Raw genomic sequence first — 24,073 nt, forward strand, 5'->3', positions numbered from 1 at the left:
GGCGCAACCGGGCCCGGGCCGCCTCCCGGCCGGCACCCCCGGGGCGATCACCCGGGTGCCGCGCACCGCGCGCGGGCAGGCCGGACGCCTCGCGCTCTCCCCCGCCGCCACCCGGCTTCGCCACCTACGGGGCCTCCCGCCGCCACTGGGACGCCCCCGGCGGGTCGCCGGGGCGCGGGCCGCCGCCACGCCGTGCCGCCGCGGGCTCACGGATCGTGACGAATGCTGCCGAACTCTGCCATACCCAGGGAATCGCGCCGCTATCCCGGCATACGGGTCGTCTGTCCGATTGGCGTACAGAACGGGCGTTCCGGCGTGCGGGGGACGGCGCGGGGCGGCAGTCCGCGGGGGATCGCGGGAGGCCGCCGGGGCCGTTCGGGGCTAGGGCAGGAGGCCGTCGCGGTGCAGGTCGTCGAAGAGGACCTGGTCGACCGGGGGGACGCGGTCGCGGTCGGCGTAGGAGAACCAGTCGACCTCCTCGATCTCGCTGCTGGCGGCGAGGGTGCCGGTGTACTCGGCGGCGTAGCAGGCCATCCGGACGGTGGTGCCGGGGGCCTGGGCGTGCGCCTCGGCGTGGTAGGTGCCGACGTGGGTGACGGTGTCGGGGCGGATGGCGACGGTGAGTTCCTCGGCGACCTCGCGGACCAGGGTCTGCAGGTCGGTCTCGGCGCCCTCGCGCTTGCCGCCGGGGATGTAGAACACGTCCTTGCCCCGGGGGCGGGCGCACAGGATCCTGCCGCCCTCCAGCCGGACCCACGCCACCGTGTCGATCAGCTCTGCCATCGCCGTCCTCGTGCTCGTCGTGCCTCGCGGCCGACCCTACGTCAGGGGCGGGGCGGCCCGGCGGCGGTCGCCAGCTCCCGGTTCCCGTACTCGGGGCGGCCGGTGACCTCGGGGCCGAACCAGGGCGGCGGGACGAACGCGGCGGCCCGGCCGGGGTCGGCGAACTCGACCTCGGCGGTGCGCAGTCCGGCCAGCCGGCCGCGGTAGGTGTCGACCACGGCCTCGTGCGGGCCGAGCGGGACGGTGCGGCGGGTCTTGTCGATCCGGGCGTGCTCGGTGGCGGGCCACAGGGCGGCGAACTGCCCGGCGTCCAACGGGGTCTCCCACTCGCCGCGGACCAGCCCGGTGCCGCGCTTGACGGTCAGCGTGCACGCCCCGTCCCGCCGCCTGATCCGGGCCTCGGCGCCGCCGGGGTCGGTCACCAGGTAGCCCTGGCGGATTTCGGATTCCGGCCCGTCGGGGACGGGCGCGCCGTCCGGGACGAGGAACTTGCGCTCGATCTCGACGCCCACCGGGCCTCCTCCGCATCCGTGCCGTCGGTCCGGGCCGCCGGGTCGGGCCGTCCGTCCGTCCGTCCGGACGGCGGCGGCCGTGCCGGGGGCCACGGTACGCGGGCGGGGGCGGGCGGCGGGGGATCAGGCGGGCTCGGCGGGTCCGGCGGGGTCCTCGGGCTCGACCCAGTAGAGCTGCTTGTGCCCGCGGGCCTCGAACTCGGCGGCCAGCGCCTCGGCTTCGGCCCGGTCGAGGCCGCGGGCGAGCAGGAAGCGGTTGCCGTTGTCGTCCTGGCGCATCACCCGGTGGGCGGCGGGACGCTGCTCGCGGTCCATGTCCACACGGTAGCGGTCCGACCCGGTGGGGGGCGGGTCGGACCGCCCGTCCGACCACCAGGCTGGACGGTGCGTGCTACCGGGCGGTACGCGTCCGGTCAACATCTCGTTAATCCGGGGGCGTGCCCAACTAGCTTACGCGAACCAGCAGTTCGCCGTGCAGCACGGCGAACCAGGCATCCGGGTCGGCCCCCCAGCGGGCCCAGCCGGCGGCGATCCGCTCCAGATCGGCGGGGGTGGCCAGGCCCTCGGCCCGGGCGGTCTCGGCCAGCTTGGTGCGGGTGGTGCGCTCGGCCCAGCTCTCCGACCACCAGCCGCGCTCGGCGTCGGTGGCGAAGGTCCAACTGCTGGACGAGGGAAGCAGGTTGGTGCCCGTGGCGTCGGCCAGCCCGGCCGCCCGGGCCCAGGCCAGCAGGCGGCGGCCCGCGTCGGGTTCGCCGCCGTTGGCCCGGGCGACCTGCCGGTACAGGCCCAACCACTCGTCCAGCTCGGGCAGTTCGGGGTACCAGGTCATCGCGGCGTAGTCCGAGTCGCGGACCGCGATCACCCCGCCGGGGGCGGCGACCCGGCGCATCTCGCGCAGCGCGGCGACCGGGTCGGGCAGGTGCTGCAGCACCTGGTGGGCGTGCACCACGTCGAACGAGGCGTCGGCGTAGGGCAGTCGGTAGACGTCGGCGACCTCGTAGGACAGGTTGGCCAGCCCGCGTTCGGCGGCCAGCGCGGACGCCTCGGCCAGCACCCCGGCGACCGGCTCGATGCCGACCACCCGGCCGTCGGGCCCGACCAGTTCGGCCAGGTCGGCGGTGATCGTGCCGGGGCCGCAGCCGACGTCCAACACCCGCTGGCCGGGGCGCAGTTCGGACAGCAGGTAGGCGGCGGAGTTGGCGGCGGTGCGGCTGCGGTGCGAGCGCAGGACGGCGTTGTGGTGGCCGTGGGTGTAGGCGGGCATGGCGGGACTCCCTCTCCCTCGAAGGCGGCTCCTCGTGGCTCCTCCAGCATAGGAAAGTGTTCCACTGTTCGGACAAACTTGTCTCACATCGCAAGACTGATGCGCGATCACCTCGCCACCGGCACCCGGGGGGAGCAGAATCGTCCGCATGGGAAAGACCTATGAGCGCATCGACGCCAGGCTGCGCGCGTTCATCGAGAAGCAGCCCGTCTACTTCGTCGGCACCGCCCCGCTGGCCGCCGACGGACTCCTCAACCTGTCGCCCAAGGGCCGCGCCGGGACCCTCGTCGTGATCGACGAACTGACCGTCGCCTACCTGGACTTCGGCGGCTCGCACGCCGAGACCATCGCCCACCTGCGGGAGAACGGCCGGATCATCCTGATGTGGTGCGCCTTCGAGGGCCCGCCCGCCGTGCTGCGGGTGCACGGGCACGGCGAGCCGGTGTTCCGCGACGACCCGCGGTTCGCCGAGCTGCTCGCCCACTTCGACCCGGCCGCGGACGGCACCGCGCTGCGCGCGATCATCCTGGTCCGGGCCGAACGGGTCAGCGACTCCTGCGGGTTCGCCGTCCCGTTCATGGACTACAAGGAGGACCGGACGCTGCTCGCCGACTTCTTCGACCGCAAGGGCGAGGACCGGTTCAGCGAGTACTGCGAGGGCAAGGAGAACGTCGCCGTCAGCATCAACGGGCTGCCCGCCCTGCCGCTGCCGGTGCCGCCCCGGCCGTCCTGAGCCGCCCGGGCGGCCGCGGCCGTTGACGTGGGGACCCGGCGTACGGTGGAAACCCCCGCCGCCCGCCGAAGCTGGAGCCCCGCCGTGCCCCGCCCCCACGTCCTGCTGAGCGCCGCGGTGTCGCTCGACGGCCACCTCGACGACGCCTCGCCCGAGCGGCTGCTGCTCTCCAACGCCGAGGACTTCGACCGGGTCGACGCGCTGCGCGCCGACAGCGACGCGATCCTGGTCGGCGGCGGGACGCTGCGCGCCGACAACCCCCGGCTGCTGGTCGACTCGGCCGAACGGCGGGCCGGACGGGTGGCTGCCGGACGCCCCGCGTACCCGCTGAAGGTCACCCTGAGCGCGAGCGGCCGACTGGACCCGGGGCTGAAGTTCTGGCACACCGGCGGCGCCAAGGTCGTCTACACCACCGACACCACCGCCCCCGCGCTGCGCGCCGCGCTGGCCGGGGCCCCCGGCACCGAGGTGGTCGCACTGGGCGCGGAGGTGCCGCTGGGCGCGGTGCTGGACGACCTGGGCGCGCGCGGGGTGGACCGGCTGATGGTCGAGGGCGGCGGCGGCGTGCACACCCGCTTCCTGGCCGAGGGCCTGGCCGACGAACTGCAGCTGGCCGTCGCCCCGCTGCTGGTCGGCCAGGCCGACGCGCCCCGCTTCCTCTCCCCCGCCGCGTACCCCGGCGGCCCGGCCCGGCGGATGCGGCTGCTGGAGGCACGTACGGTGGGGGACGTCGTCCTGCTGCGGTACGCCCCGAAGGAGTCCCCCGATGAGCACCCGTGAGCGCGAGCGCGATCTGCGGTGGCTGCGCCGCGCGATCGAGCTGTCCCGGCACTGCCCGCCGTCCACGACCGCCTTCTCGGTCGGCGCGGTGGTCGTCGGTGCGGACGGCGAGGTGCTGGCCGAGGGGTACAGCCGCGAGGTGGACGCCGTGAACCACGCCGAGGAGGCCGCGCTCGGCAAGCTGCCGGCCGGTGATTCGCGGCTGCGCACCGCCACCGTCTACTCGACCCTGGAGCCGTGCGGGCAGCGCGCCTCCCGCCCGCACCCCTGCGCCGAACTGGTCATCGCGGCCGGGGTGCCGCGGGTGGTGGTGGCCTGGCGGGAGCCCGCGCTGTTCGTCGAGACCTGCCGAGGCACCGCGCTGCTGGAGGCCGCGGGCGTCGAGGTGGTGGAACTGCCGGAGCTCGCCGCGGAGGCCCGGGCGGTCAACGCGCACCTGGTGGACTGAGCGGCCCCGACCCCGGCCCCGGCCGTGGGCTGCGCGGCTCGGCCGGCGGGACGGGCGACCCCCGGTGGGCTGGGCGGCTGCGGTGGGTTGGGCGGCTGCGGCGCCGGAGGTTTTGTACGCTTGAGGAACAAACACCCGTACGAGGACTCCCGAGGAGCCCCGATGCCCGTCCTCACCCCGCCGGTCCGAGCCGTCCTGCTCGACATGGACGGCACCCTGGTCAACTCCGACGCCGTGGTCGAGCGCTGCTGGCGCCGCTGGGCCGAGCGCAACGGCCTGGACGGTGACGAGGTGATGCGGGTCGCGCACGGGCGGCAGGGCCACCTGACCATGGGCCTGCTGCTGCCCGACCGCCCGGTGGAGCAGAACCTCGCCGAGAACGCGGTGATGCTCGACGAGGAGTCCTCCGACACCGACGGCGTGGTCGCAGTCCCGGGCGCGGCACGGCTGGTGGCCTCGCTGGCCGGGTTGCCGCACGCCCTGGTGACCTCCGCCGACGACCGGCTCACCCGGGTCCGGATGGCCGCCGCCGGCGTTCCGCTGCCGCCGCTGATGATCACCGCCGAGCAGGTCGGCGCCAGCAAGCCCGACCCGGAGGGCTTCCTCAAGGCCGCCGCCCAACTGGGCGTCGCCCCCACCGAGTGCCTGGTCCTGGAGGACTCCGAGGCGGGCATCGCCGCCGCCCGGGCCGCCGGCATGCCGGTGCTCGGCATCGGCCCGCGCGCCGCCGTCCACCACCCCGACCACCACGTGAACGATCTCTCCGGCGTCTTCGTCAGCCGCGCCGAGGACGGCGCCCTGGTCGTCCAACTCCCTTGATCTGAAGATCAGTTCACGCTGACTTCGGCCCTCGGTCGACGCCCTCCAGCAGCGCCGCCGCCACCCGCTCGCACTCCTCCGGGTGCTCGCCCAGCCAGCGGCCGAGCAGGTGGTCGGCGCCCGGCAGGGTCAGCCTGGCGTACGCCGCCGCCGGACGGGTGCGCAGGGCGGCGTCCAGCGCCTCCGTCACCCCGGCCGGGATCACGCCGTCCGCCGCCGGCAGCACCAGCACCGCCCGGCCGCCGAAGGCCGCCAGCGTCTCGAAGGCCGTACTGCTGCGCCAACTCCCCTCCTGGCGCAGGCGGTTGGTGAACTCCTGCTTGGCGAAAGGGAGTTCGCTGACCTCACGGGCGTAGGCGGCGGGTGCACAGAGGGCCACCGACTCGGTGCGGACCGCGAGTTCGGGCATCCGCAGCAGATCGGCGACGGTCTGGCCGCTCATCGAGAAGCCGACCAGCAGCAGCGGCCCGGTCGGGGCGCAGCGGTCCAGCACCGCCCGGGCCTGCCGGGCCCGGCGGGCCAGCGAGAGCTCCCCGAGGGCCCCGCTGCTCGCGCCGTGCCCGGCGAAGTCGAACACCACCGCGCGGCACCCGGCGGCCGCCAGCTCCCTTGCCAACGGCAGGCAGCGGTGCCGGTCCCCGCTGCCCGCGCCGTGCATCAGCAGCGCCGTGAGCGGTCGGGCGGGGGCCGACGCCGTCGGGGCGTCCGGCTCGACCACGGTGCAGGCCAGGCGTTCGCCGTCCGCCTCGACGGTCGACTCGACGAAGTCCATGCGGGTGCTCCCTGGCGGTCGGCGGTCGGTCGGTGGAACGCAGGCGATCAGCGGGACGGCCGGACGCCCGCGCGGGCGCCCCCGTCGTCCCGTCGTCCCGTCGTCCCGTCGTCCGCCCAGGGTGTCACGCCCCGCCGACGGCGGGTTCGCGGTGCGCGGCGGCCCCGGTGCCGGGCAGTGCCGCGGCGGGCAGCAGGCCGAGGGCGGCGAGCGCGGCCAGCACGGGCAGGGCGCCGTGCGCGCCCGCTCCCGCGGCGGCCGCGATGCCCAGGGTCGGACCGGTGTTCATCGCGGTCTGCTTCAGGCCGCCGACCGTGCCCGCGTACCCGGCCGGGGCGTCGCCCACCACGGTGCCGGTCGCCGTCACCATCACCGCCGCGAAACCCGTCCCCAGCAGCGCCGCCGCCACCGCCGTGACGGGCACCGACCCGCCCCCGCCGCCCGGGCCGGCCAGCCCCGCGATGCCCGCGACCAGCAGCACCACCCCCGCCAGCGCCGTCCGCCGGGGCCCCTGGACGCGCAGCGCCCGCTCGGCCGCCGGGGCGCCCAGCACCATCAGCGCGGTCAGCGGCAGCATCCGCAGCGCCGCCCCCGACGGGCTCACGTGCAGGGCGTCCTGGAGCCGGAAGGTGGTGCTGAACAGGGTGCCGAACAGCCCCGCCGAGGCCGTCAGCAGCAGGACCAGCGAGGCCGCCACCGGCCGGGACGCCGCCACCGGACGCGGCACCACCGGGTTCGCGGCCCGCCGCTCGTGCGCCACCAGCACCGCGAACAGCCCCGTGGTGCCCGCCAGTTCGGCCGACGTCCCGCCCCAGCCGCGCTCCGGCACCCGGGACAGCGCGTGCACCAGGACCGCCAGGGCCGCCGCCAGCAGGGCCGCGCCCGCCAGATCGAGCCGCTGCCCGTCCGCGCCCGGCCGCCCGGGGTACCCGGGGCGCAGGGCGAGCGTCATGGCGGCGATCAGGACGGCCGCCGGAACGTTGATCCAGAACACCGCACGCCAGCCGAACGCGTCCACCAGCAGCCCGCCGAGCAGCGGGCCCGCGCCCGCCGCGACCGCGATCGCCCCCGTCCGGACCGCGATCGCCCGGCCGAGCCGCTCCGGCGGGCAGCACAGCCGCAGCAGCGCGAGCGTGCCGGGCTGCAGCAGCGCGCCGAACACGCCCTGGACGACCCGCAGGCCGACCACCCAGCCGAGGGTCGGGGCGAGCGCGATGCCCGCCGAGGCCGCGCCGAAGCCCAGCACGCCCGCCAGCAGCGTCCGGCGGTGGCCGTACCGGTCACCGAGCCGCCCGGCGAGCACCAGCAGGGCCGCGACGGCGACCAGGTAGCCGGTGCTCGTCCACTGCAACTGACCGGTGGTGGAGTCGAGTTCGCGCTGCATGCCGGGCTGCGCCATCAGCAGCACCGTGCCGTCCAGGGCCACCAGCATGGCGGCCCCGGCGCTCACCGGCAGCGCGAGGCGGCTCGCGCCGCGGCCTGCTCCACGGCCCACCGCGCGGCTCACTGCTCGGGCCCGAGGTGCGACGTCAGCACCGCCGCCAGCAACTCTTCCTCGCGGCCCTCCCCCAGCACCAGCCCCGTGCTCCCCCACCCCTGCAACTGCGCCATCCCGTGCAGGTTCGCCCACAGCGCGGCCGTCGCCACCGGCGCCCGCTCCGCGTCGCCCGTGCACTCCCCCACCAGCCGCGCCAGTTCCCCGAACAGCGGCACCGTCGCCTCCCGCAACCGGGGCCCGGCCGGCTCCGCCCCGTCGCCGTCCAGCAGGTCGTGCCGGAACATCAGCTCGAACATCCCGCGCCGCTCGGCGGCGTACCCCAGGTACACCCGGGCCAGCCCGGCCACCCGCGCCCGCGGGTCCGGCTCGCGCACCGCCGCGAACCGCCCCGCCAACTCCTCGAACCCCCGCCGCGCCACCGCCGACAACAACTCCCGGTGCGTCGCGAAGTACCGCCGCGGCGCCCCGTGCGACACCCCGGCCCGCCGCGCGGTCTCCCGCAGCCCAACCGCCCCCGACCCCTCCGCCAGCACCAACTCGACCCCGGCGTCCACCAGGCGCTCCCGCAGGGGACGCTCCGCTCCACTCTCCATAGACACTGTCTACCAGTCATGAGCAGACAGTGTCTACCAGCTACTCTGAGGGCATGACCTCACTGCCCGACTGGATGCGCCCGCCGCGCGCGGAAGGCTGGTTCGCGGAGGATCTCGACCGCCTGCCCGAGGCGCCGCGACACACGGAACTGATCGACGGAGCGCTCGTCTTCATGATGTCCCCGCAGCGGTCGTGGCACAGCCGTGTCGTCACCGCACTCACCAACGCCCTCGATGCCCAGGCACCTGTCGGCATCGAGGTCGAACGCGAGATGACCATCCGCTTGGACTCCCGGACCCGGCCCGAGCCCGACCTCCTGGTCGTCACCGTGCCGTTCGATCCGGACCGCACCTGGCACGATCCGGAGAACGTCCTGCTCGTCGTGGAGGTCGTCTCACCCGAATCCGCCCACCGCGACCGCACGATGAAGTTCCGCAAGTACGCGGAAGCCGGCATCCCTCACTACTGGCTGATCGAGGACGAGGCCGGGGCCGCCGTGGCACACGTCTACGAACTCGACGTACCCACCCGCAGCTACGTCCCGGCCGGCATCTTCCGAGGTGGCCTCTCCCGCCCCACGCCGTTCCCCGTCGCGATCGACCTCAGCCGACTCGTTCCCCGTACGGGCGGAGCACCGTGAGTCCGTCCTCCGGGGCGGCGGCCATCGTGAAGTCGAAGCGGTCGAGCTCCAGGCAGAGCCGCACGTCGTCCTCGTGGACGCCCTCGCGGATGCCCCCGGCCAGTTCCGCGGCGGCGGTGGAGTCGGCGGCGCGGCGGAGGTAGGGGGCGGGGTCCGGGGCGGGGCCGGTGGCGCGTTGGGCGATGTACTGGGCGCAGGCGAGGTCCTCCTCGGCGCGGCCCTCCTCGCCGGTGACCACGAAGGTGACGTCGGGGCGGCCGCGCAGGGCGCGGGCGGTGGCGCCGGCCACCGCGAAGCTCGCGCAGAGCACCAGCTCGGCGCCCCGGACGGCGAGCGCGCCGACCGTTCCGGCGGTGGTCTTCTGCACGACGGTGCGGCCCGCGAGGTCGGTGCCGCGGATCCGGCCGGGCGAGTTGACGGCGTCGAAGCCGGGCGCGGGCGCCCCGTCCTTGAGCGCCACCCAGTGCGGGTGACGCCCCTTCAACTCCAGCGCCGCGTCGAGCGATTCGGCGAGCACGATCCGTTCGGCCCCCTGCCCGAAGGCCCAGGCGGCGGTGGTGAAGGCGCGCATCACGTCGATGACGACGGCGACGGACGGGGTGGCGGTGAGTTCGCCGATGGCGAGGAAGCGGGTCTCCATGCCCGCCATGATCACCCGGGCCGGCCCGCCCGGTCCCGGGGTTTTCCGCGTCCGGACGCGGCGAAGGGGCCGGCCCGGCGGGGGCGGCCCCTTCGGGGTGCGGCGGGTCAGACGTTGAAGCGGAACTCGACGACGTCGCCGTCCTGCATGACGTAGTCCTTGCCCTCGATGCGGGCCTTGCCCTTGGCGCGGGCCTCGGTGAGGGAGCCGGCGGCGACGAGGTCGTCGAAGGAGGTGACCTCGGCCTTGATGAAGCCCTTCTGGAAGTCGGTGTGGATGACACCGGCGGCCTCGGGGGCGGTGGCGCCCTGCTTGATGGTCCAGGCGCGGGTTTCCTTGGGGCCGGCGGTGAGGTAGGTCTGCAGGCCGAGGGTGGCGAAGCCGACCCGGGCGAGGGTGGCGAGGCCGGGCTCGTCCTGGCCCATGGACTGGAGGAGTTCGAGGGCCTCGTCGTCGTCGAGTTCGATCAGCTCGGACTCGATCTTGGCGTTGAGGAAGATGGCCTCGGCGGGGGCGACCAGGGCGCGCTGGGCGTTCTTGAAGTCCTCGTCGGAGAGGGCGTCCTCGTCGACGTTGAAGACGTAGAGGAACGGCTTCGAGGTCATCAGGTGCAGGTCGCGGACGGCGGTGGTGTCGAAGCCGGCCTCGAAGAGGGTCTTGCCGGTCTCCAGGACGGCCTGGGCGGCCTCGGCGGCGGCGAGCACCGGCGCGGTGTCCTTCTTGAGCCGGGCTTCCTTCTGGAGCCGGGGCAGCGCCTTCTCGATGGTCTGCAGGTCGGCGAGGATCAGCTCGGTGTGGATGGTCTCGATGTCGTCCTTGGGCGAGACCTTGCCGTCGACGTGGACCACGTCGGGGTCGGTGAAGGCCCGGACCACCTGGCAGATCGCGTTGGCCTCGCGGATGTTGGCGAGGAACTTGTTGCCCAGGCCCTCGCCCTCGCTGGCGCCGCGGACGATGCCGGCGATGTCGACGAAGTCGACGGTGGCTGGGAGGACGCGCTGCGAGCCGAAGATCTCGGCGAGCTTCTCCAGCCGCGGGTCGGGGACGCCGACGACGCCGACGTTCGGCTCGATGGTGGCGAACGGGTAGTTGGCCGCCAGCACGTCGTTCTTGGTCAGGGCGTTGAACAGGGTCGACTTGCCGACGTTCGGCAGGCCGACGATTCCGATCGTGAGCGACATGGAGAGTGGTGTCCCGGGGCTTGGAGGGCGTCGAGGTGGCCCGGTGCGGGCCGATCCCCCAGTCTACGGGGCGCGCGGGGGCGGGTCCCCGGCGCGGTGGGCACCCGGGAGCACGACGGGGGCGCGCACCGGCCGGACACGGACAATTGGCCGGGGGCCATTACACACGGTGCCGATGATCAGACCGTACGTTGGTCGGGTGGAGCAGAGCATCCGTACCCAGCCGCCAGGGCCGAGAAGGCGACCGCCCGGGCGCGGCGCCGGCGAGGCCGCCGTTCCGGGGCAGAGCGGGCCCCCCGAGTCGCGGTTGCGGTCGGCGTCCGGCGCCCGGACCGGTCCGCAGGTGTTGAAGCGCGCGGTGCAGCGGCTGCTGGCGGCCCGGCAGCGGCGCGGCGGGAGCGGGCGGCCGGCCCGGCTGACGGCGGTGGGCACCGGGGTCGCGGCGGCGGCGGGTTCGCTGGCGTTCGCCGGGGTGGACCGGCTGCTGTTCGGCGGGCTCGGGGTGCTGTTCGGGCTCGGCTATCTGGTGGTGTGCTTCCAGCTGGCCGTGCGGGTGCGGTACTCGGACCTCCCGGCGGCGCCGATCTGCGGGCCGATCGCCTTCGCGGCGGCGCTGGTGCTGCTGCAGCCGGGCCCCGGGCAGGGCGTCACCGGCGAGGTGGTGGCGCTGGCCGGCGGGCTGGCGCTGCGGGCGGGCTGGCTGTTCGCCGGCACCGCCCTGGCGGCCGCGATCGTCACCGCGCGTTACGTGGCCCAGCGCCGGCGGCGCCGGGCCCGGTAGGCCCGCGTCCCGGCCGGAACGCGTCCCGGCCGGAACGCGCACCGGCCGGGACGCGCGCCGGCCGGTCAGTCGCCGACCGGTGGCTGGGCGGCGGGCACGGTGGGCCGCTTGGCGGCCGCCATCGCCGCGCCGACGATGCCCGCGTCGTTGCGCAGTTCGGCCGGGACGACCTCGGCGCGGCGGTCCTTGAGCAGCGGCAGGAACTTCTCGTGCTTGCGGCTGACGCCGCCGCCGATGATGACCAGCTGCGGGGAGAACAGCATCTCGACCAGGTCGAGGTACTCGTCGACCCGCTCGGCCCACTGCGGCCAGCTGAGGTCGTGGCGCTCCTTGGCGGCGGAGGAGGCGCGCCGTTCGGCGTCCTTGCCGCGCAGTTCGAGGTGGCCGAGCTCGGTGTTGGGGACGAGGACGCCGTCGGAGAACAGGGCGCTGCCGATGCCGGTGCCGAAGGTGAGCAGCAGGACGACGCCGGGTCGGCCGTGCCCGGCGCCGTGGGTGACCTCGGCGATGCCGGCCGCGTCGGCGTCGTTGACCACGGTGGCGGGCAGGCCGAGGGCCGCGCTGAACCGGGCCTCGGCGTCCAGGCCGACCCAGCCCTTGTCGACGTTGGCGGCGGTCCTGGTGTGCCCGTCGACGACGACGCCGGGGAAGGTCAGGCCGACCGGCCCGCGGTGGTCGAAGTACCGGACGACCTCGCAGACCGCGTCGATCACCGCGTCCGGTTCCGAGGGGTGCGGGGTGAGCACCTTGTGGCGCTCCCGGGCGAGCACGCCCTTGTCCAGGTCGACCGGTGCGCCCTTGATGCCCGAGCCGCCGATGTCCACGCCGAAGACCGTCGTCACTGCCGTCGCCTCCCGTACCGCCGGGGGCGTCCGCTGCCCGCCGGCCCTCGCACCAACGTACGGGGGGACGGGGACCGCCGCAGCCCGTTCGGACGGACGGTGCCCGGTCCCGGTGGACGGGACCGGGCACCCGGAGGGGCTCGCGGGTGCGGGTCAGACCTTGCCGGCGGCTTCGGCGCGCAGGTCGCGGCGGAGCTCCTTGGGGAGCGAGAAGGTGAGGTGCTCCTCGGCGGTCTTGACGATCCGGACGTCCTCGAAGCCGTGCCCGGCGAGCAGTTCGAGCACGCCGTCGACCAGGATCTCCGGCACCGAGGCGCCGCTGGTCAGGCCGACCGTGGTGACGCCCTCCAGCCAGGCCGGGTCGATCTCGTCGGCGAAGTCGACCAGGTGGGCGGCCTTGGCGCCGTACTCCAGGCCGACCTCGACCAGCCGGACCGAGTTGGAGGAGTTCTTGGAGCCGACCACGATCAGCAGGTCGGCCTCGGGGGCGAGCTGCTTGACCGCGACCTGGCGGTTCTGGGTGGCGTAGCAGATGTCGTCGCTGGGCGGGGAGACCAGCAGCGGGAAGCGCTGCTTGAGGGCGCCGACGGTCTCCATGGTCTCGTCCACCGAGAGGGTGGTCTGGGAGAGCCAGACCAGCTTGGACTCGTCGCGCACCTTCACGTTCGCGACGTCCTCGGCGCCGTCCACCAGGTGGATCCGCTCGGGGGCCTCGCCCATGGTGCCGACGACCTCCTCGTGGCCCTCGTGGCCGATCAGCAGGATGTCGTAGTCCTCGTCGGCGAACCGGCGGGCCTCCTTGTGCACCTTGGTGACCAGCGGGCAGGTGGCGTCGATGGTGGCGAGCTTGCCGGCCTCGGCCTCGTCGTGCACGGACGGGGCGACGCCGTGCGCCGAGAAGACCACGATCGAGCCCTCGGGCACCTCCTCCGTCTCGTCGACGAAGACCGCGCCCCGCTTCTCCAGGGTCTGCACGACGTACTTGTTGTGGACGATCTGCTTGCGGACGTAGATCGGCGCCCCGTACTGCTCCAGGGCCTTCTCCACGGCGATCACGGCGCGGTCGACGCCCGCGCAGTAGCCCCGGGGGGCGGCGAGCAGGACACGGCGCTGAGCGGTGGTCGACATGGCTCCATCGTACGGGCGAGTCCCGCGGGCCCGGACGCGCGTCGCCGCCGCCCGGGCGGGTGCGGGCCGGTGGAATGGCGAGGGTGAGCACACAGGCGAGCACGGCTGAGCTGCGGCGCACCCTCGGGGTGCGGGATCTGATGGTGTACGGGCTGCTGTTCATCGCCCCGATGGCGCCGGTCGGCGTGTTCGGCGTGCTGGACGCGAAGAGCCACGGCGCGGTGGCGGCGGTGTACCTGGTGGCGACGGTGGCGATGGGGTTCACCGCGCTGTCGTACGCCGAGATGGTGCGGGCGGTGCCGCGGGCCGGGTCGGTGTTCGCGTACGCGCGGGCCGGGCTGGGCGAGGGGCCGGGGTTCGTCGCCGGGTGGATGGCGATGCTCGACTACCTGCTGATCCCGGCGGTGGCGTACCTGTTCTCCGGGATCGCGCTGAACTCGCTGGTGCCGGACGTCTCGCGCTGGGTGTGGACGGTGCTGGCGGTGCTGGTCACCACCGCGCTGAACCTGGCCGGGGTGCGGACGGCCGCGGTGGTGGGGTTCGCGGTGCTGGCGATGGAGGTCGTGGTGCTGGCGGTGTTCGTGGTCGCCGCGGTGGTGGTGCTGGTCCGGGACGGGGCGGCGCGCGACTGGGGCTCCCCGTTCGGGGGAGTCGGCGCGTTCTCGTTGACGGCGGTGCTGTCGGCGGTGTCGGTGGCGGTGCTCTCCTACCTCGGCTTCGACGCGATCGCCTCGTTCGTCGAGGAGGCGGTCGGCGCGTCCGCGGCGGTGGCCCGGGCGGTGCTGTGGTGCCTGGCGCTGGCCGGCCTGCTGTTCGTCGCGCAGACCTACCTGGCGGCGGTGCTGGAACCGACCTCCCCGCAGCAGTTGGCCGCCGACCCGGAGGCCCAGGGCTCCGCCTTCTACGACACCGTGGAAGCCTCGATCGGGCACTGGATGCACGTGCTGATCGCCGCCTCCAAGGCGATCGGGGCGGCGTTCGCGGCGCTGGCCGGGCAGGCCGCCGCCGGGCGGCTGGTGTTCGCGATGGGGCGGGAGGGGCGGCTGCCGCGGGCGCTGGGCGTCGTCGAGGAGCGGACGGCGGTGCCCCGGCGGGCACTGCTGACCGCGGCGGTGATCACCCTGGTGGCGGCGGTCTGGGCGGCCAGCCGGGACGACGGCCTGGACCAGCTCACCTCGGTGGTCAACGTCGGCGCGCTCACCGCGTTCGTGCTGCTGCACGCCTCGGTGGTGGGCTGGTACGTGGTGCGCGGCGGCTCCCGCGACTGGCTGCGGCACGGGGTGGTGCCGCTGCTGGGCGTCGCGGTGCTGGTCGCGGTGCTGGTGGAGGCCTCGCACACCGCGCAGGTGGTGGGGGCGGTATGGCTGGGGGTGGGGCTGGTGGTGCTGTTCGCGCAGCGCGGACGGGGGCGCGGGGCGTGAAACCGCACCCCCGGTCTGTCTCGCTCTGGGGCTAGCCTCGGGGGATGGCCAATGCGAGCAGTCCGGAAGCGCCCCTGCCGGTGGGGAAGGTGTCGGCGTTGATCGGGGGGTGGGTCGATCGGCTGGGCGAGGTGTGGGTGGAGGGGCAGATCGCGCAGTTGAACCGGCGGCCGGGGGCGGGGATGGTGTTCCTGACGCTGCGTGACCCGGAGCGGGACGTCTCGTTGACGGTGACCTGTTTCCGGCAGGTGTTCGAGCAGGTCGCGGACGCGGTGCAGGAGGGGGCCCGGGTGATCGTCCGGGCGAAGCCGGAGTGGTACGCGGCGCGCGGCACGCTGTCGCTCCGGGCGTCCGAGCTGCGGCTGGTCGGGCTGGGCGAACTGCTGGCCAGGCTGGAGCAGTTGAAGCGTCGGCTGTTCGCCGAGGGCCTGTTCGAGGACGCCCGGAAGAAGCGGCTGCCGTTCCTGCCGGGCTGCGTGGGCCTGGTGACCGGCCGCGGTTCGGCGGCCGAGCGGGACGTGCTGGAGAACGCCCGGCGGCGCTGGCCCGCGGTGCGCTTCGAGGTGCGCAACGTGCCGGTGCAGGGCCCGCAGGCGGTGGGGCAGGTGTGCGCGGCGGTGCGGGAGCTGGACGCGCTGCCGGAGGTCGAGGTGATCGTGGTGGCCCGCGGCGGCGGCAGCGTGGAGGACCTGCTGCCGTTCTCCGACGAGGAGTTGGTGCGGACGGTCGCGGCGGCCCGGACGCCGGTGGTGAGCGCGATCGGGCACGAGCCGGACCAGCCGCTGCTCGACTTCGTCGCGGACTTCCGGGCGTCCACGCCGACCGACGCGGCGAAGCGGGTGGTGCCGGACGTGGGCGAGGAGCTGACCCGGGTCCGGCAGTTGCGGGACCAGGCGCGGCGGACCGTGCTGCACCGGGTGGAGCGGGAGTCGGCGGGCCTGGCGGCGGTGCGCAGCCGTCCGGCGCTGGCGGCGCCGGGCGAGGCGGTGGCGGCCCGCGGCGCCGAGGTGGAGGCGCTGCTGGAGCGGGCCCGGCGGGTGCTCGGGCACCGGCTGGACCACGCGCAGACCGACCTGGGGCACGCGCTGGCCCGGGTGGAGGCGCTGTCGCCGCTGGCCACCCTGCGGCGCGGGTACGCGGTGCTGCAGAAGGCGGACGGCACGGTGCTGACCGACCCGGGGGAGGTCGCGGACGGGGAGGCGCTGCGGGCCCGGGTGGCGGGCGGGTCGTTCGGGGTGCGGGCCGAGACCGGGGGCCCGAGCGGGGACTGACCGTCCGTCGACAATCCGGTACCGGCTCGCGGAATTGCCCGCGAGCCCCCTCCGCCCGGGAATTCACCGGAATTCACGTTGCTTTCCCGTGAACTGCTTGCACCGGGTCGGACCGGGTCATAGTGTGACGGGCCTTCCCTTTTCCGGCACTTTCCGGAGGTTTTGGCATGGACGTCACCCCGTCGGGCAGACCGGCGGTGACGCCCGCGCTGATCGAGGCCGCCAAGTCCGGGAACCGCGACGCCTGGGCGGACATCTACCGGTGCTACCACGGCGCGCTGCTGGCGTTCCTGCTGCGCCGCACCGGCAGCCGGCCGCTGGCCGAGGACCTGGCCCAGGACACTTTCGTCCGCGCGATGGCGGGAATTCGCGGTTTCCACTGGACCGGCACGGATCTCGGCGCGTGGATGTTCACCATCGCCCGCAATGTGCTGCTGGACCACGAGAAACGCCGTTCCACCCGCCGGGAGTCGGCGGTGGCGGCGGTCGCCGACCACGATTCGGGGGTGCGGGTGGAGGAATCGGTGATCGCGGCGGCCGAGGCGGAGCGGGTGGGCGCGGCGCTGTCGGTGCTGAACGAGCGCCAGCGGTCGGTGCTGCGGCTGCGGTACTGGGACGGGCTGAGCTCGGTGGAGATCGCCGACCGGATCGGGCTGCGGGTGGGCGCGGTGAAGACGCTGACGTACCGGGCCCGGCTGAACCTGCGGCGCACGCTGGCGCAGGACGCGCCGCCGGTCCGGCGGGCGGCGCGGGCTGCGGGGGCGGCGGGGGCGGCCCGGGCCGCGGGTCAGCCGGCGGGCGGGCGCTGCCGGGAGAGCGGCGTGGAGTGCCCCCGGAAGCCGAGGCTGCGGTAGAGCGCCTGGCCGTCCTCGGTGGCGTGCAGGTCGACCCGGGTGGCGCCGCGCGCGTCGAACCAGCCGAGCAGGGCCGCCAGGCAGGCCCGGGCGTGGCCGTGGCCGCGCCGCTCGGGGCGGGTGCAGACGTTGAAGACGAAGCCGAACAGGCCGTCGGGGTGGCCGGGGGCGGGCAGCCGCTGCTCCAGGGTGCCGACGGCGCAGCTGAGCAGCCGCCCGGGCCGCTCCGGGTCGTCGACCACGTACGCCTGCAACCGGCGCTCCGGCTCGGCGAGTCGGCGCACCAGCAGGTCGGCGGCGGGGCGCCGCCAGGAGCCGGCGCGGGCCTCCCCGTGCATGGCCTCGAACATCAGCGAGCGGAGTTCCACCAGCTCCTCCGCGTCCGCGGGGACGGCCGGGCGGGCGGTGGTCGCGGGTCGTGGGGTGCTCATGGACCGCAGGGTAGGGCGCGGCCCGGGGCGGGGCGCAACGGGTTTGTCGGGGCCGGCGCCTACCCTGGCGGCATGGCAGATCAGCAGGGGCAGCACGGGGCGGGCCCGCGGGAGTCGCTCGGCTACGAGCAGGCGCGGGACGAACTGCTGCAGGTGGTGCGGCAGTTGGAGACCGGCGGGACGACGCTGGAGGAGTCGCTGGCGCTCTGGGAGCGCGGCGAGGAGCTGGCGAAGGTCTGCCAGCGCTGGCTGGACGGCGCCCGGGCCCGGCTGGACGCGGCGATGGCGGCCGAGGAGCCCGTCGAGGAGTGACCCGGGCGGCTGTTGTGATGTACATCACGCAGCGTCAGGGAATGGTTTAAGTTTCACCGAAGTTGGACCAGGTCGTGCGGCCCCCGCCGCCGAACCGACCCCGGTCCCCAGCTTTGAGGTAGGACACAGACCATGACCCTGGCACTCGACGCCGCCGCCCAGGACCTGCTCTTCCGTGAGGCCCGCACCGCCAACACCTTCTCGGACGAGCCCGTCAGCGACGAGCAGGTCCAGGCGATCTACGACCTGGTGAAGTTCGGCCCGACCGCCTTCAACCAGCAGCCGCTGCGCATCGTCCTGGTCCGTTCCGAGGAGGGCCGCGCCCGCCTCGTGCAGCACATGGCCGACGGCAACAAGGCCAAGACCTCCGGCGCCCCGCTGGTCGCCATCCTGGCCGCCGACAACGAGTTCCACGAGGAGCTCCCCACCCAGCTGCCGCACTTCCCGCAGGCGAAGGACATGTTCTTCTCCGAGCGCCCGGTCCGCGAGGCCTCCGCCACCCTGAACGGCGCCCTGCAGGCCGCCTACTTCATCATCGGCGTCCGCGCCGCCGGCCTGGCCGCCGGCCCGATGACCGGCTACGACGCCGAGGGCATCAACAAGGAGTTCTTCGGCAACGGCGAGCACTCGGTGCTGGCCGTGGTCAACATCGGCAAGCCGGGCGAGGACGCCTGGTTCCCGCGCAGCCCGCGCCTGGCCTACGACGAGGTCGTCACCACCGTCTGATCCCCGGACGCCCCGCGTGAGCGCGAAGGCCCCCGCCGTTCCCGGCGGGGCCCTTCTCCGTGCGTCGGCGCGCGCCGCGCCGGGGCCGTTCCAGGGGCCCGCTCCAGGGGCCTACTTCAGGCTCTCGGCGAGCTGCGCGAGCTCCTCGTACGAGGCGGTGCCGGTGAGCACCGTGGTGCCCCCGTCGCCCGCCGGGCGGACCAGCGCCCGGTAGTGGTCGCCCTGCACCCGCTGCCACTCCTGGCCGGCCACCGTCGCGGTGCCGTCCGGCTTCCCGCCCGGGACGTTGCGCCGCACCACGTCCTCGGACTTGCCGTCGGCCTGCTCGACCGCCGCGTACTGGCCGGAGGCGGTGTTCAGGCCCAGGTGCCAGGCGGCGCGGCTGTCGTCGTTCTTGCCGTAGGTCACCGAGGTGGCCGTCCAGCCCGCCGGGAGCGGCTCGGGCCCGAGCAGCGGGTACGGCGCGGCCCGCTTCGCCGAGGCGAGCTCGACCTGGTACGGCACCGCGTGCACGCCGCCCTTGCCGTCCGCGCTGGGGATCGAGAAGTACGCGACCACCACCACGACGCCGACCGCCGCCATCGACAGGACCATGTCCCGTACCGTCTGACGGCCCCTCTTGCTGCTGTTGCCTGCCACCCGCCCATGGTAGGCGGCGCTTACGCGGGCGCCGCGCACCGGTGTGCCGGTCGGTGCCGGTAAGGGGCGGGCGAGGCGGGCGCCACAGACACCCGTTCCACCTGCCGATACGATCGCAGCACCCTCAACGCAGCACCGGTGACGCAGCGCGTCCCGGCGCTGTCTGGCCGTCGCGTACAGAGAGGTAACGACGATGACCACGCAGTACCCGCACCACCTCCCCTCCGCTCTGGAGGTCGCTCCGGAAGCGCCCGACCGCAACCTCGCCCTCGAACTGGTCCGGGTCACCGAGGCCGCCGCGATGGCGGCCGGCCGCTGGGTCGGCCGGGGCGACAAGAACGGCGCCGACGGCGCGGCCGTGAAGGCGATGCGCACCCTCGTCTCCACCGTCTCGATGAACGGCATCGTCGTCATCGGCGAGGGCGAGAAGGACGAGGCCCCGATGCTCTACAACGGCGAGCGGGTCGGTGACGGCACCGGCGCCGAGTGCGACGTCGCCGTCGACCCGGTGGACGGCACCACCCTGACCGCCAAGGGCATGAACAACGCCGTCGCGGTGCTCGCGGTCGCCGACCGCGGCACCATGTTCGACCCCAGCGCGGTCTTCTACATGGACAAGCTGGTCTGCGGCCCCGAGGCCGCCGACTACGTCGACATCACCGCCCCGCCCGCGGTCAACATCCGCCGGGTCGCCAAGGCGAAGGGCTCCGCGGTCGAGGACGTCACCGTCGTCGTGCTGGACCGGCCCCGGCACGAGGACCTGGTCCGGGAGATCCGCGAGGCCGGCGCCCGGATCAAGTTCATCTCGGACGGCGACGTGGCCGGCGCGATCATGGCCGCCCGCGAGGAGACCGGCGTCGACCTGCTGATGGGCGTCGGCGGCACCCCCGAGGGCATCATCGCCGCCTGCGCGATGAAGTGCATGGGCGGCGTCATCCAGGGCCGGCTGTGGCCCAAGGACGCGGCGGAGCGGCAGAAGGCGCTGGACGCCGGGCACGACCTGGACCGCGTCCTGACCACGGACGACCTGGTCAGCGGCGAGAACGTGTTCTTCGTCGCGACCGGCATCACCGACGGCGAACTGCTGCGCGGCGTGCACTACCGCCAGGAGACCGCCACCACCTCGTCGCTGGTCATGCGCTCCAAGAGCGGGACGATCCGGCGGATCGACTCCACGCACAAGCTCGCCAAGCTGCGGGCGTACAGCGCGATCGACTTCGACCGGGCGAACTAGCCCGCGACCGGGGGCGCAAGGAACTGCGCGCGGCGAGAGGAGCACGTCAGCGTGGTCGCGGGACAGTGCGAGCTCTCGTCCTGCTTCGCGATCTGGCTGTGCGTGCTCGGTTGGCCGCGCAGTTCCTCGCGCCCCCGTCGGTGCGCTTCCCGCTTTCGTGCGCTCGCGGGCTTTCAGCCGGCTATGCGGGCCGGGACGCGGATCTCGGCTTCCCGGCGGCGGCGGCGGGCGAGGACGACGCGGCGTTCGGCGGCGGTGAGGCCGCCCCAGACGCCGTAGGGCTCGGGCTGGGCGAGGGCGTGCTCGCGACATTCGAGCAGGACCGGGCAGCGGGCGCAGACGCGCTTGGCCTGTTCCTCGCGGGCGAGGCGGGCGGCCGTCGGCTCCTTGGAGGGGGCGAAGAACAGCCCGGCCTCGTCGCTGCGGCAGGCGGCCGAGGTGTGCCAGGGGTTGTCGTCCACGTCCGGCTGGGCCGCCGGGCGGCGGGCGGCGGTGGCGCTGGACTCGATCGGATGCAGCACGGTAACTCCTGACCAGGCTCAAGGCTCGGGGACGTCGGTCGCCTCCTGCCCGACTGCCCCGTGCTCCCCCGCCGTGGCACCGTCGCCGACCCGAGGGGTCACAGCCGTTCAGGAACGATGTGCGATTGGAACTACCCCACCGATCCGGGATTCATGCACACCGCACGCAACCGGCCACACCCTGCACTCGGGGCAATGACGAGTGCCGCACGGCGAGTTGACGCCTCGTCCGCAACCGCGCAGGTCAGCCGTCGAGCTGCCGGCGGACCCACTCCTTGAGCTTCTTGCCGCGCCGCGGCTTGGCCTCGACGCCGCCGAACACCGCGGCGCCCTTGACCCGGACCACCGGGGCGTACGGGTCGGCGGAGGTCTGCTCGCGCACCTCGAAGCCGCCGAACACGCCCGCGCCGCCGCCGTGCAGGCTGACGTTCTCCGGGACGCGGATCTCGACGCCGCCGAACACCGAGACCACCTCGATGACCACCTCGGGGGACTCGAAGACCGCGTCGGTGAGGTCGATCTCGATGCCGCCGAACACGGCGACCGCCTTGAGGTGCGAGCCGACCCGCCAGCGGCCCTTGCGGGCGGCGCCGCCGAACACCGCGACCATGGTGGGCGCCTCGGCCCGGGCCGGGGGCAGCGAGGGCTGCGCGGCGGGGGCCGGGGCCGCCAGCGGGGCCTTGGTGAGGTTGTGCCGGATCGGCCCGGGGTGACTGGGCAGGTCGCGGGTGAGGGGCTCCAACTCGCCGAAGGTGCGGGCGCCGTAGGCCGCCTCGATGCGTTCGGCGTGCTCGTCGGCGGTGAGCCGGCCCTCGGCGTACGCGTCGCGGAGCAGGTCGGCGACGCGCTCGCGGTCGGCGTCGGCGGCCTTCAACTCGGCCGCCAGGTCGGTGCCGGGGGCCTGGGCGGGGGCCGGTGCGGGCTCGTTCTTCGGCAGCTGGGCGGGCAGCGCGCCCTGCGGGTCCTGCTCGGGAGAGTTGTCCACGTCACAAGTCTAGTGAGCCCGCCCCCGCTCCGAACGCCGGTTCGAGGCAATGGGCGTGACCCCGGTCACGCAGGAGGACCTGGGCTCGGTGGCCGCGGCGGGTGCGCCTAACCTGGAGGGTGCCTCGTCGACGAAGCCGAAAGAACCGAAGGATCACCCCATGGCCCCAGAGTTCGCCTACCGCGACCTGCTCCCGCTCGGCACGGACAGCACTCCGTACCGCAAGCTCACCTCCGAGGGGGTCTCGACCTTCGAGGCCGGCGGTCGCACCTTCCTGCAGGTCGAACCGGAGGCGCTGCGGCTGCTGACGGCCGAGGCGATGCACGACATCTCGCACTACCTGCGCCCGGCGCACCTGGCGCAGCTGCGCCGGATCCTGGACGACCCGGAGGCCAGCCCGAACGACCGGTTCGTGGCGCTGGACCTGCTGAAGAACGTCAACATCTCGGCCGGCGGCATCCTGCCGATGTGCCAGGACACCGGCACCGCGATCGTGATGGGCAAGCGCGGCCAGCACGTGCTGACCTCCGGCGAGGACGAGTCGGCGATCGCCCGCGGCGTGTTCGACGCGTACACCAAGCTGAACCTGCGCTACTCCCAGATGGCCCCGGTGACCATGTGGGACGAGAAGAACACCGGCAACAACCTGCCGGCCCAGATCGAGCTGTACGCCACCGACGGGGACGCCTACAAGTTCCTGTTCATGGCGAAGGGCGGCGGCTCCGCCAACAAGTCGTACCTGTACCAGGAGACCAAGGCGATCCTCAACGAGGCGTCGATGCTCAACTTCCTGGAGCAGAAGATCCGTTCGCTGGGCACCGCGGCCTGCCCGCCGTACCACCTGGCGATCGTGGTCGGCGGCACCAGCGCCGAGTTCGCCCTGAAGACCGCCAAGTACGCCTCCGCGCACTACCTGGACAACCTGCCCACCGGCGGCGACGCGAGGACCGGGCACGGCTTCCGCGACCTGGAGCTGGAGCAGAAGGTCTTCGAGCTGACCCAGAAGATCGGCATCGGCGCCCAGTTCGGCGGCAAGTACTTCTGCCACGACGTGCGCGTCATCCGGCTGCCGCGGCACGGCGCCTCGCTGCCGGTCGCGATGGCGGTGTCCTGCTCGGCGGACCGCCAGGCGCTCGGCAAGATCACCGCCGAGGGCGTGTTCCTGGAGCAGCTGGAGACCGACCCGGCGAAGTACCTGCCGGAGACCACCGACGAGCACCTGAACGACGACGTGGTGCGGATCGACCTGAACCGCCCGATGTCCGAGGTCCGCGCCGAGCTGTCCAAGTACCCGGTGAAGACCCGGCTCTCGCTGACCGGCACGCTGGTGGTGGCCCGCGACATCGCGCACGCCAAGATCAAGGAGCGCCTCGACGCCGGCCAGGGCATGCCGCAGTACCTGAAGGACCACCCGGTGTACTACGCGGGCCCGGCGAAGACCCCCGAGGGCTTCGCGTCCGGCTCGTTCGGCCCGACCACGGCCGGCCGGATGGACTCCTACGTCGACCAGTTCCAGGCGGCGGGCGGCTCGATGGTGATGCTGGCCAAGGGCAACCGCTCCAAGCAGGTCACCAAGGCGTGCAACGAGCACGGCGGCTTCTACCTGGGCTCGATCGGCGGCCCGGCGGCCCGGCTCGCGCAGGACTGCATCAAGAAGGTCGAGGTGCTGGAGTACCCCGAGCTCGGCATGGAGGCGGTCTGGCGGATCGAGGTCGAGGACTTCCCGGCGTTCATCGTGGTGGACGACAAGGGCAACGACTTCTTCGCCGAGGTCACCGACGGCCCGCTGATCACCAGCCTGCGGGTGCGCTCGGCGCAGTAGCGGCGGCGGCGCGTGGGAACGGGACGAGCCCCGGCCGGTGAGGGTCGGGGCTCGTTCTGGTCGCGCGGGGGCGGTTCACGGGCAGTTGAGGACGGTGCCGAGCGGCTCGAAGGTCTCGTCGTCACCGGGCTCGATCTTCTCGACGGCGGGCGCGGTGGGCTGTCCCGCGGCCAGCACGTCGAGGGCGTGCTCGATCGCGTTCGGGTCGGCGGCTTCGGCGGTGTGCTCGACCGGGGCCGCGGCCGGCTCGGCCTCGGGAACGGCGGTGGTGGTCTCGTCGGCCATGGGGCGGGCCGCCTTTCAGCTGAGAGGGTTCGATCACCCGGGCGACTGTCGTCGGGCGCGCGGACAGTATCGTAGGGACCGCTAAATGTCTTATAAACGTCGCACCGCGCATCCACTTGGTGGACGTTTGCGCGCTTCCTCATAAGCTGTCGCCCCC

Annotated in this window: 29 protein-coding genes; 13 read left to right on the forward strand and 16 right to left on the reverse strand. The window is 74.1% G+C overall.

The window, feature by feature from the left end; all coding sequences use genetic code 11:
• Positions 1-381 precede the first annotated feature (381 nt).
• The 4 genes from ABD345_RS20280 to ABD345_RS20295 form a co-directional block, all read right to left on the reverse strand.
• Entirely contained in the window at positions 382-783 is a 402-nt protein-coding gene (locus tag ABD345_RS20280) for an NUDIX hydrolase (protein WP_344553786.1), read from the reverse strand.
• A gap of 41 nt (positions 784-824) precedes the next feature.
• The gene (locus tag ABD345_RS20285) at positions 825-1,295 is read right to left on the reverse strand and encodes a CYTH domain-containing protein (protein WP_344553787.1); all 471 of its coding nucleotides are present in this window, start codon (positions 1,293-1,295) and stop codon (positions 825-827) included.
• A 123-nt stretch (positions 1,296-1,418) separates the two neighbouring features.
• Positions 1,419-1,610 (reverse strand): SPOR domain-containing protein, encoded by a 192-nt coding sequence (locus ABD345_RS20290; RefSeq protein WP_344553788.1) that lies wholly within the window; start codon positions 1,608-1,610, stop codon positions 1,419-1,421.
• Between the two features lie 130 nt (positions 1,611-1,740).
• A complete protein-coding gene (locus tag ABD345_RS20295) occupies positions 1,741-2,559 on the reverse strand; it encodes a methyltransferase domain-containing protein (protein ID WP_344553789.1) in 819 nt (272 codons plus the stop codon).
• A gap of 148 nt (positions 2,560-2,707) precedes the next feature.
• Here ABD345_RS20295 and ABD345_RS20300 point away from each other — a divergent pair, with 148 nt between their 5' ends.
• The 4 genes from ABD345_RS20300 (at position 2,708) to ABD345_RS20315 (ending at position 5,339) form a co-directional block, all read left to right on the forward strand.
• Entirely contained in the window at positions 2,708-3,292 is a 585-nt protein-coding gene (locus ABD345_RS20300; protein ID WP_344553790.1) for a pyridoxamine 5'-phosphate oxidase family protein, read from the forward strand.
• 84 nt (positions 3,293-3,376) lie between these two features.
• Complete coding sequence (locus tag ABD345_RS20305; RefSeq protein ID WP_344553792.1) at positions 3,377-4,072, forward strand: RibD family protein; 696 nt, start codon at positions 3,377-3,379, stop codon at positions 4,070-4,072.
• Positions 4,059-4,520 (forward strand): deaminase, encoded by a 462-nt coding sequence (locus tag ABD345_RS20310; RefSeq protein ID WP_344553793.1) that lies wholly within the window; start codon positions 4,059-4,061, stop codon positions 4,518-4,520. The genes ABD345_RS20305 and ABD345_RS20310 overlap by 14 nt, the downstream gene beginning before the upstream one ends.
• Before the next feature lie 162 nt (positions 4,521-4,682).
• Positions 4,683-5,339 carry an HAD-IA family hydrolase gene (locus ABD345_RS20315; protein ID WP_344553794.1) on the forward strand — a complete coding sequence of 219 codons (657 nt, stop codon included), beginning with the start codon at positions 4,683-4,685 and terminating at the stop codon, positions 5,337-5,339.
• Positions 5,340-5,352: 13 nt separating this feature from the next.
• Here the strand turns inward: ABD345_RS20315 and ABD345_RS20320 are convergent, their stop codons facing one another.
• From ABD345_RS20320 to ABD345_RS20330, 3 genes are all read right to left on the reverse strand, one after another.
• A complete protein-coding gene (locus tag ABD345_RS20320; protein ID WP_344553795.1) occupies positions 5,353-6,111 on the reverse strand; it encodes an alpha/beta hydrolase in 759 nt (252 codons plus the stop codon).
• A gap of 124 nt (positions 6,112-6,235) precedes the next feature.
• Positions 6,236-7,543, reverse strand: a complete 1,308-nt coding sequence (locus ABD345_RS20325; RefSeq protein ID WP_344553921.1) for an MFS transporter — start codon at positions 7,541-7,543, stop codon at positions 6,236-6,238.
• A 71-nt stretch (positions 7,544-7,614) separates the two neighbouring features.
• Positions 7,615-8,202 (reverse strand): TetR/AcrR family transcriptional regulator, encoded by a 588-nt coding sequence (locus ABD345_RS20330; RefSeq protein WP_344553796.1) that lies wholly within the window; start codon positions 8,200-8,202, stop codon positions 7,615-7,617.
• A gap of 53 nt (positions 8,203-8,255) precedes the next feature.
• Between ABD345_RS20330 and ABD345_RS20335 the strand changes: the two genes are divergently transcribed.
• Positions 8,256-8,843 (forward strand): Uma2 family endonuclease, encoded by a 588-nt coding sequence (locus ABD345_RS20335; protein ID WP_344553797.1) that lies wholly within the window; start codon positions 8,256-8,258, stop codon positions 8,841-8,843.
• On the opposite strand, the gene ABD345_RS20340 is transcribed toward ABD345_RS20335, so the two are convergent.
• Both ABD345_RS20340 and ychF read right to left on the reverse strand, forming a co-directional pair.
• The gene (locus ABD345_RS20340; protein ID WP_344553799.1) at positions 8,806-9,483 is read right to left on the reverse strand and encodes a 2-phosphosulfolactate phosphatase; all 678 of its coding nucleotides are present in this window, start codon (positions 9,481-9,483) and stop codon (positions 8,806-8,808) included. The two genes, ABD345_RS20335 and ABD345_RS20340, sit on opposite strands and share 38 nt — an antisense overlap.
• A gap of 107 nt (positions 9,484-9,590) precedes the next feature.
• Complete coding sequence (ychF, locus tag ABD345_RS20345) at positions 9,591-10,664, reverse strand: redox-regulated ATPase YchF (protein ID WP_344553800.1); 1,074 nt, start codon at positions 10,662-10,664, stop codon at positions 9,591-9,593.
• A 343-nt stretch (positions 10,665-11,007) separates the two neighbouring features.
• Between ychF and ABD345_RS20350 the strand changes: the two genes are divergently transcribed.
• On the forward strand, positions 11,008-11,445 hold the full coding sequence (locus tag ABD345_RS20350) for a DUF6542 domain-containing protein (RefSeq protein WP_344553801.1): 438 nt from the start codon (positions 11,008-11,010) through the stop codon (positions 11,443-11,445).
• A 65-nt stretch (positions 11,446-11,510) separates the two neighbouring features.
• Here ABD345_RS20350 and ppgK read toward each other — a convergent pair whose 3' ends face one another.
• A complete protein-coding gene (ppgK, locus tag ABD345_RS20355; RefSeq protein ID WP_344553802.1) occupies positions 11,511-12,287 on the reverse strand; it encodes a polyphosphate--glucose phosphotransferase in 777 nt (258 codons plus the stop codon).
• A 153-nt stretch (positions 12,288-12,440) separates the two neighbouring features.
• A complete protein-coding gene (locus ABD345_RS20360; RefSeq protein ID WP_344553803.1) occupies positions 12,441-13,415 on the reverse strand; it encodes a 4-hydroxy-3-methylbut-2-enyl diphosphate reductase in 975 nt (324 codons plus the stop codon).
• A 74-nt stretch (positions 13,416-13,489) separates the two neighbouring features.
• Here ABD345_RS20360 and ABD345_RS20365 point away from each other — a divergent pair, with 74 nt between their 5' ends.
• The 3 genes from ABD345_RS20365 (at position 13,490) to ABD345_RS20375 (ending at position 16,961) form a co-directional block, all read left to right on the forward strand.
• On the forward strand, positions 13,490-14,836 hold the full coding sequence (locus ABD345_RS20365; RefSeq protein WP_344553804.1) for an APC family permease: 1,347 nt from the start codon (positions 13,490-13,492) through the stop codon (positions 14,834-14,836).
• 44 nt (positions 14,837-14,880) lie between these two features.
• Complete coding sequence (gene xseA / locus ABD345_RS20370; RefSeq protein ID WP_344553805.1) at positions 14,881-16,107, forward strand: exodeoxyribonuclease VII large subunit; 1,227 nt, start codon at positions 14,881-14,883, stop codon at positions 16,105-16,107.
• A 167-nt stretch (positions 16,108-16,274) separates the two neighbouring features.
• Entirely contained in the window at positions 16,275-16,961 is a 687-nt protein-coding gene (locus ABD345_RS20375; RefSeq protein WP_344553806.1) for an RNA polymerase sigma factor, read from the forward strand.
• On the opposite strand, the gene ABD345_RS20380 is transcribed toward ABD345_RS20375, so the two are convergent.
• Positions 16,895-17,392, reverse strand: a complete 498-nt coding sequence (locus ABD345_RS20380; protein ID WP_344553807.1) for a GNAT family N-acetyltransferase — start codon at positions 17,390-17,392, stop codon at positions 16,895-16,897. The two genes, ABD345_RS20375 and ABD345_RS20380, sit on opposite strands and share 67 nt — an antisense overlap.
• A gap of 72 nt (positions 17,393-17,464) precedes the next feature.
• On the opposite strand from ABD345_RS20380, the gene ABD345_RS20385 reads away from it, so the two are divergent.
• On the forward strand, positions 17,465-17,704 hold the full coding sequence (locus tag ABD345_RS20385) for an exodeoxyribonuclease VII small subunit (protein ID WP_344553808.1): 240 nt from the start codon (positions 17,465-17,467) through the stop codon (positions 17,702-17,704).
• 132 nt (positions 17,705-17,836) lie between these two features.
• The gene (locus ABD345_RS20390; RefSeq protein WP_344553809.1) at positions 17,837-18,430 is read left to right on the forward strand and encodes a malonic semialdehyde reductase; all 594 of its coding nucleotides are present in this window, start codon (positions 17,837-17,839) and stop codon (positions 18,428-18,430) included.
• Between the two features lie 111 nt (positions 18,431-18,541).
• Here the strand turns inward: ABD345_RS20390 and ABD345_RS20395 are convergent, their stop codons facing one another.
• Positions 18,542-19,069 (reverse strand): DUF4245 domain-containing protein, encoded by a 528-nt coding sequence (locus tag ABD345_RS20395; protein WP_344553811.1) that lies wholly within the window; start codon positions 19,067-19,069, stop codon positions 18,542-18,544.
• Between the two features lie 193 nt (positions 19,070-19,262).
• Between ABD345_RS20395 and glpX the strand changes: the two genes are divergently transcribed.
• Positions 19,263-20,303, forward strand: coding sequence for a class II fructose-bisphosphatase (gene glpX, locus ABD345_RS20400; RefSeq protein WP_344553812.1), 1,041 nt, complete (start codon positions 19,263-19,265; stop codon positions 20,301-20,303).
• 173 nt (positions 20,304-20,476) lie between these two features.
• Here glpX and ABD345_RS20405 read toward each other — a convergent pair whose 3' ends face one another.
• Positions 20,477-20,824, reverse strand: coding sequence for a WhiB family transcriptional regulator (locus tag ABD345_RS20405; protein WP_425556853.1), 348 nt, complete (start codon positions 20,822-20,824; stop codon positions 20,477-20,479).
• Positions 20,825-21,068: 244 nt separating this feature from the next.
• Positions 21,069-21,809, reverse strand: a complete 741-nt coding sequence (locus tag ABD345_RS20410; protein ID WP_344553813.1) for a DUF1707 SHOCT-like domain-containing protein — start codon at positions 21,807-21,809, stop codon at positions 21,069-21,071.
• A gap of 160 nt (positions 21,810-21,969) precedes the next feature.
• Between ABD345_RS20410 and ABD345_RS20415 the strand changes: the two genes are divergently transcribed.
• Positions 21,970-23,631, forward strand: a complete 1,662-nt coding sequence (locus ABD345_RS20415) for a fumarate hydratase (protein WP_344553815.1) — start codon at positions 21,970-21,972, stop codon at positions 23,629-23,631.
• Positions 23,632-23,706: 75 nt separating this feature from the next.
• Here ABD345_RS20415 and ABD345_RS20420 read toward each other — a convergent pair whose 3' ends face one another.
• A complete protein-coding gene (locus ABD345_RS20420) occupies positions 23,707-23,916 on the reverse strand; it encodes a hypothetical protein (RefSeq protein ID WP_344553816.1) in 210 nt (69 codons plus the stop codon).
• Positions 23,917-24,073: the final 157 nt, after the last annotated feature.

It is taken from the genome of Kitasatospora saccharophila (assembly GCF_039529925.1).
Classification (GTDB): Bacteria; Actinomycetota; Actinomycetes; order Streptomycetales; family Streptomycetaceae; genus Kitasatospora; species Kitasatospora saccharophila.

Excerpts from the sequence above, each read along its gene's own strand:
- ABD345_RS20280 (WP_344553786.1), bottom strand. The coding sequence starts at position 783 with ATGGCAGAGCTGATCGACACGGTGGCGTGGGTCCGGCTGGAGGGCGGC.
- ABD345_RS20290 (WP_344553788.1), bottom strand. The coding sequence starts at position 1,610 with ATGGACCGCGAGCAGCGTCCCGCCGCCCACCGGGTGATGCGCCAGGAC.
- ABD345_RS20295 (WP_344553789.1), bottom strand. The coding sequence starts at position 2,559 with ATGCCCGCCTACACCCACGGCCACCACAACGCCGTCCTGCGCTCGCAC.
- ABD345_RS20300 (WP_344553790.1), top strand. The coding sequence starts at position 2,708 with ATGGGAAAGACCTATGAGCGCATCGACGCCAGGCTGCGCGCGTTCATC.
- ABD345_RS20310 (WP_344553793.1), top strand. The coding sequence starts at position 4,059 with ATGAGCACCCGTGAGCGCGAGCGCGATCTGCGGTGGCTGCGCCGCGCG.
- ABD345_RS20315 (WP_344553794.1), top strand. The coding sequence starts at position 4,683 with ATGCCCGTCCTCACCCCGCCGGTCCGAGCCGTCCTGCTCGACATGGAC.
- ABD345_RS20320 (WP_344553795.1), bottom strand. The coding sequence starts at position 6,111 with ATGGACTTCGTCGAGTCGACCGTCGAGGCGGACGGCGAACGCCTGGCC.
- ABD345_RS20325 (WP_344553921.1), bottom strand. The coding sequence starts at position 7,543 with ATGCTGGTGGCCCTGGACGGCACGGTGCTGCTGATGGCGCAGCCCGGC.
- ABD345_RS20330 (WP_344553796.1), bottom strand. The coding sequence starts at position 8,202 with ATGGAGAGTGGAGCGGAGCGTCCCCTGCGGGAGCGCCTGGTGGACGCC.
- ABD345_RS20335 (WP_344553797.1), top strand. The coding sequence starts at position 8,256 with ATGACCTCACTGCCCGACTGGATGCGCCCGCCGCGCGCGGAAGGCTGG.
- ABD345_RS20340 (WP_344553799.1), bottom strand. The coding sequence starts at position 9,483 with ATGGAGACCCGCTTCCTCGCCATCGGCGAACTCACCGCCACCCCGTCC.
- ychF (WP_344553800.1), bottom strand. The coding sequence starts at position 10,664 with ATGTCGCTCACGATCGGAATCGTCGGCCTGCCGAACGTCGGCAAGTCG.
- ABD345_RS20360 (WP_344553803.1), bottom strand. The coding sequence starts at position 13,415 with ATGTCGACCACCGCTCAGCGCCGTGTCCTGCTCGCCGCCCCCCGGGGC.
- ABD345_RS20365 (WP_344553804.1), top strand. The coding sequence starts at position 13,490 with ATGGCGAGGGTGAGCACACAGGCGAGCACGGCTGAGCTGCGGCGCACC.
- xseA (WP_344553805.1), top strand. The coding sequence starts at position 14,881 with ATGGCCAATGCGAGCAGTCCGGAAGCGCCCCTGCCGGTGGGGAAGGTG.
- ABD345_RS20375 (WP_344553806.1), top strand. The coding sequence starts at position 16,275 with ATGGACGTCACCCCGTCGGGCAGACCGGCGGTGACGCCCGCGCTGATC.
- ABD345_RS20380 (WP_344553807.1), bottom strand. The coding sequence starts at position 17,392 with ATGAGCACCCCACGACCCGCGACCACCGCCCGCCCGGCCGTCCCCGCG.
- ABD345_RS20385 (WP_344553808.1), top strand. The coding sequence starts at position 17,465 with ATGGCAGATCAGCAGGGGCAGCACGGGGCGGGCCCGCGGGAGTCGCTC.
- ABD345_RS20390 (WP_344553809.1), top strand. The coding sequence starts at position 17,837 with ATGACCCTGGCACTCGACGCCGCCGCCCAGGACCTGCTCTTCCGTGAG.
- glpX (WP_344553812.1), top strand. The coding sequence starts at position 19,263 with ATGACCACGCAGTACCCGCACCACCTCCCCTCCGCTCTGGAGGTCGCT.
- ABD345_RS20415 (WP_344553815.1), top strand. The coding sequence starts at position 21,970 with ATGGCCCCAGAGTTCGCCTACCGCGACCTGCTCCCGCTCGGCACGGAC.
- ABD345_RS20420 (WP_344553816.1), bottom strand. The coding sequence starts at position 23,916 with ATGGCCGACGAGACCACCACCGCCGTTCCCGAGGCCGAGCCGGCCGCG.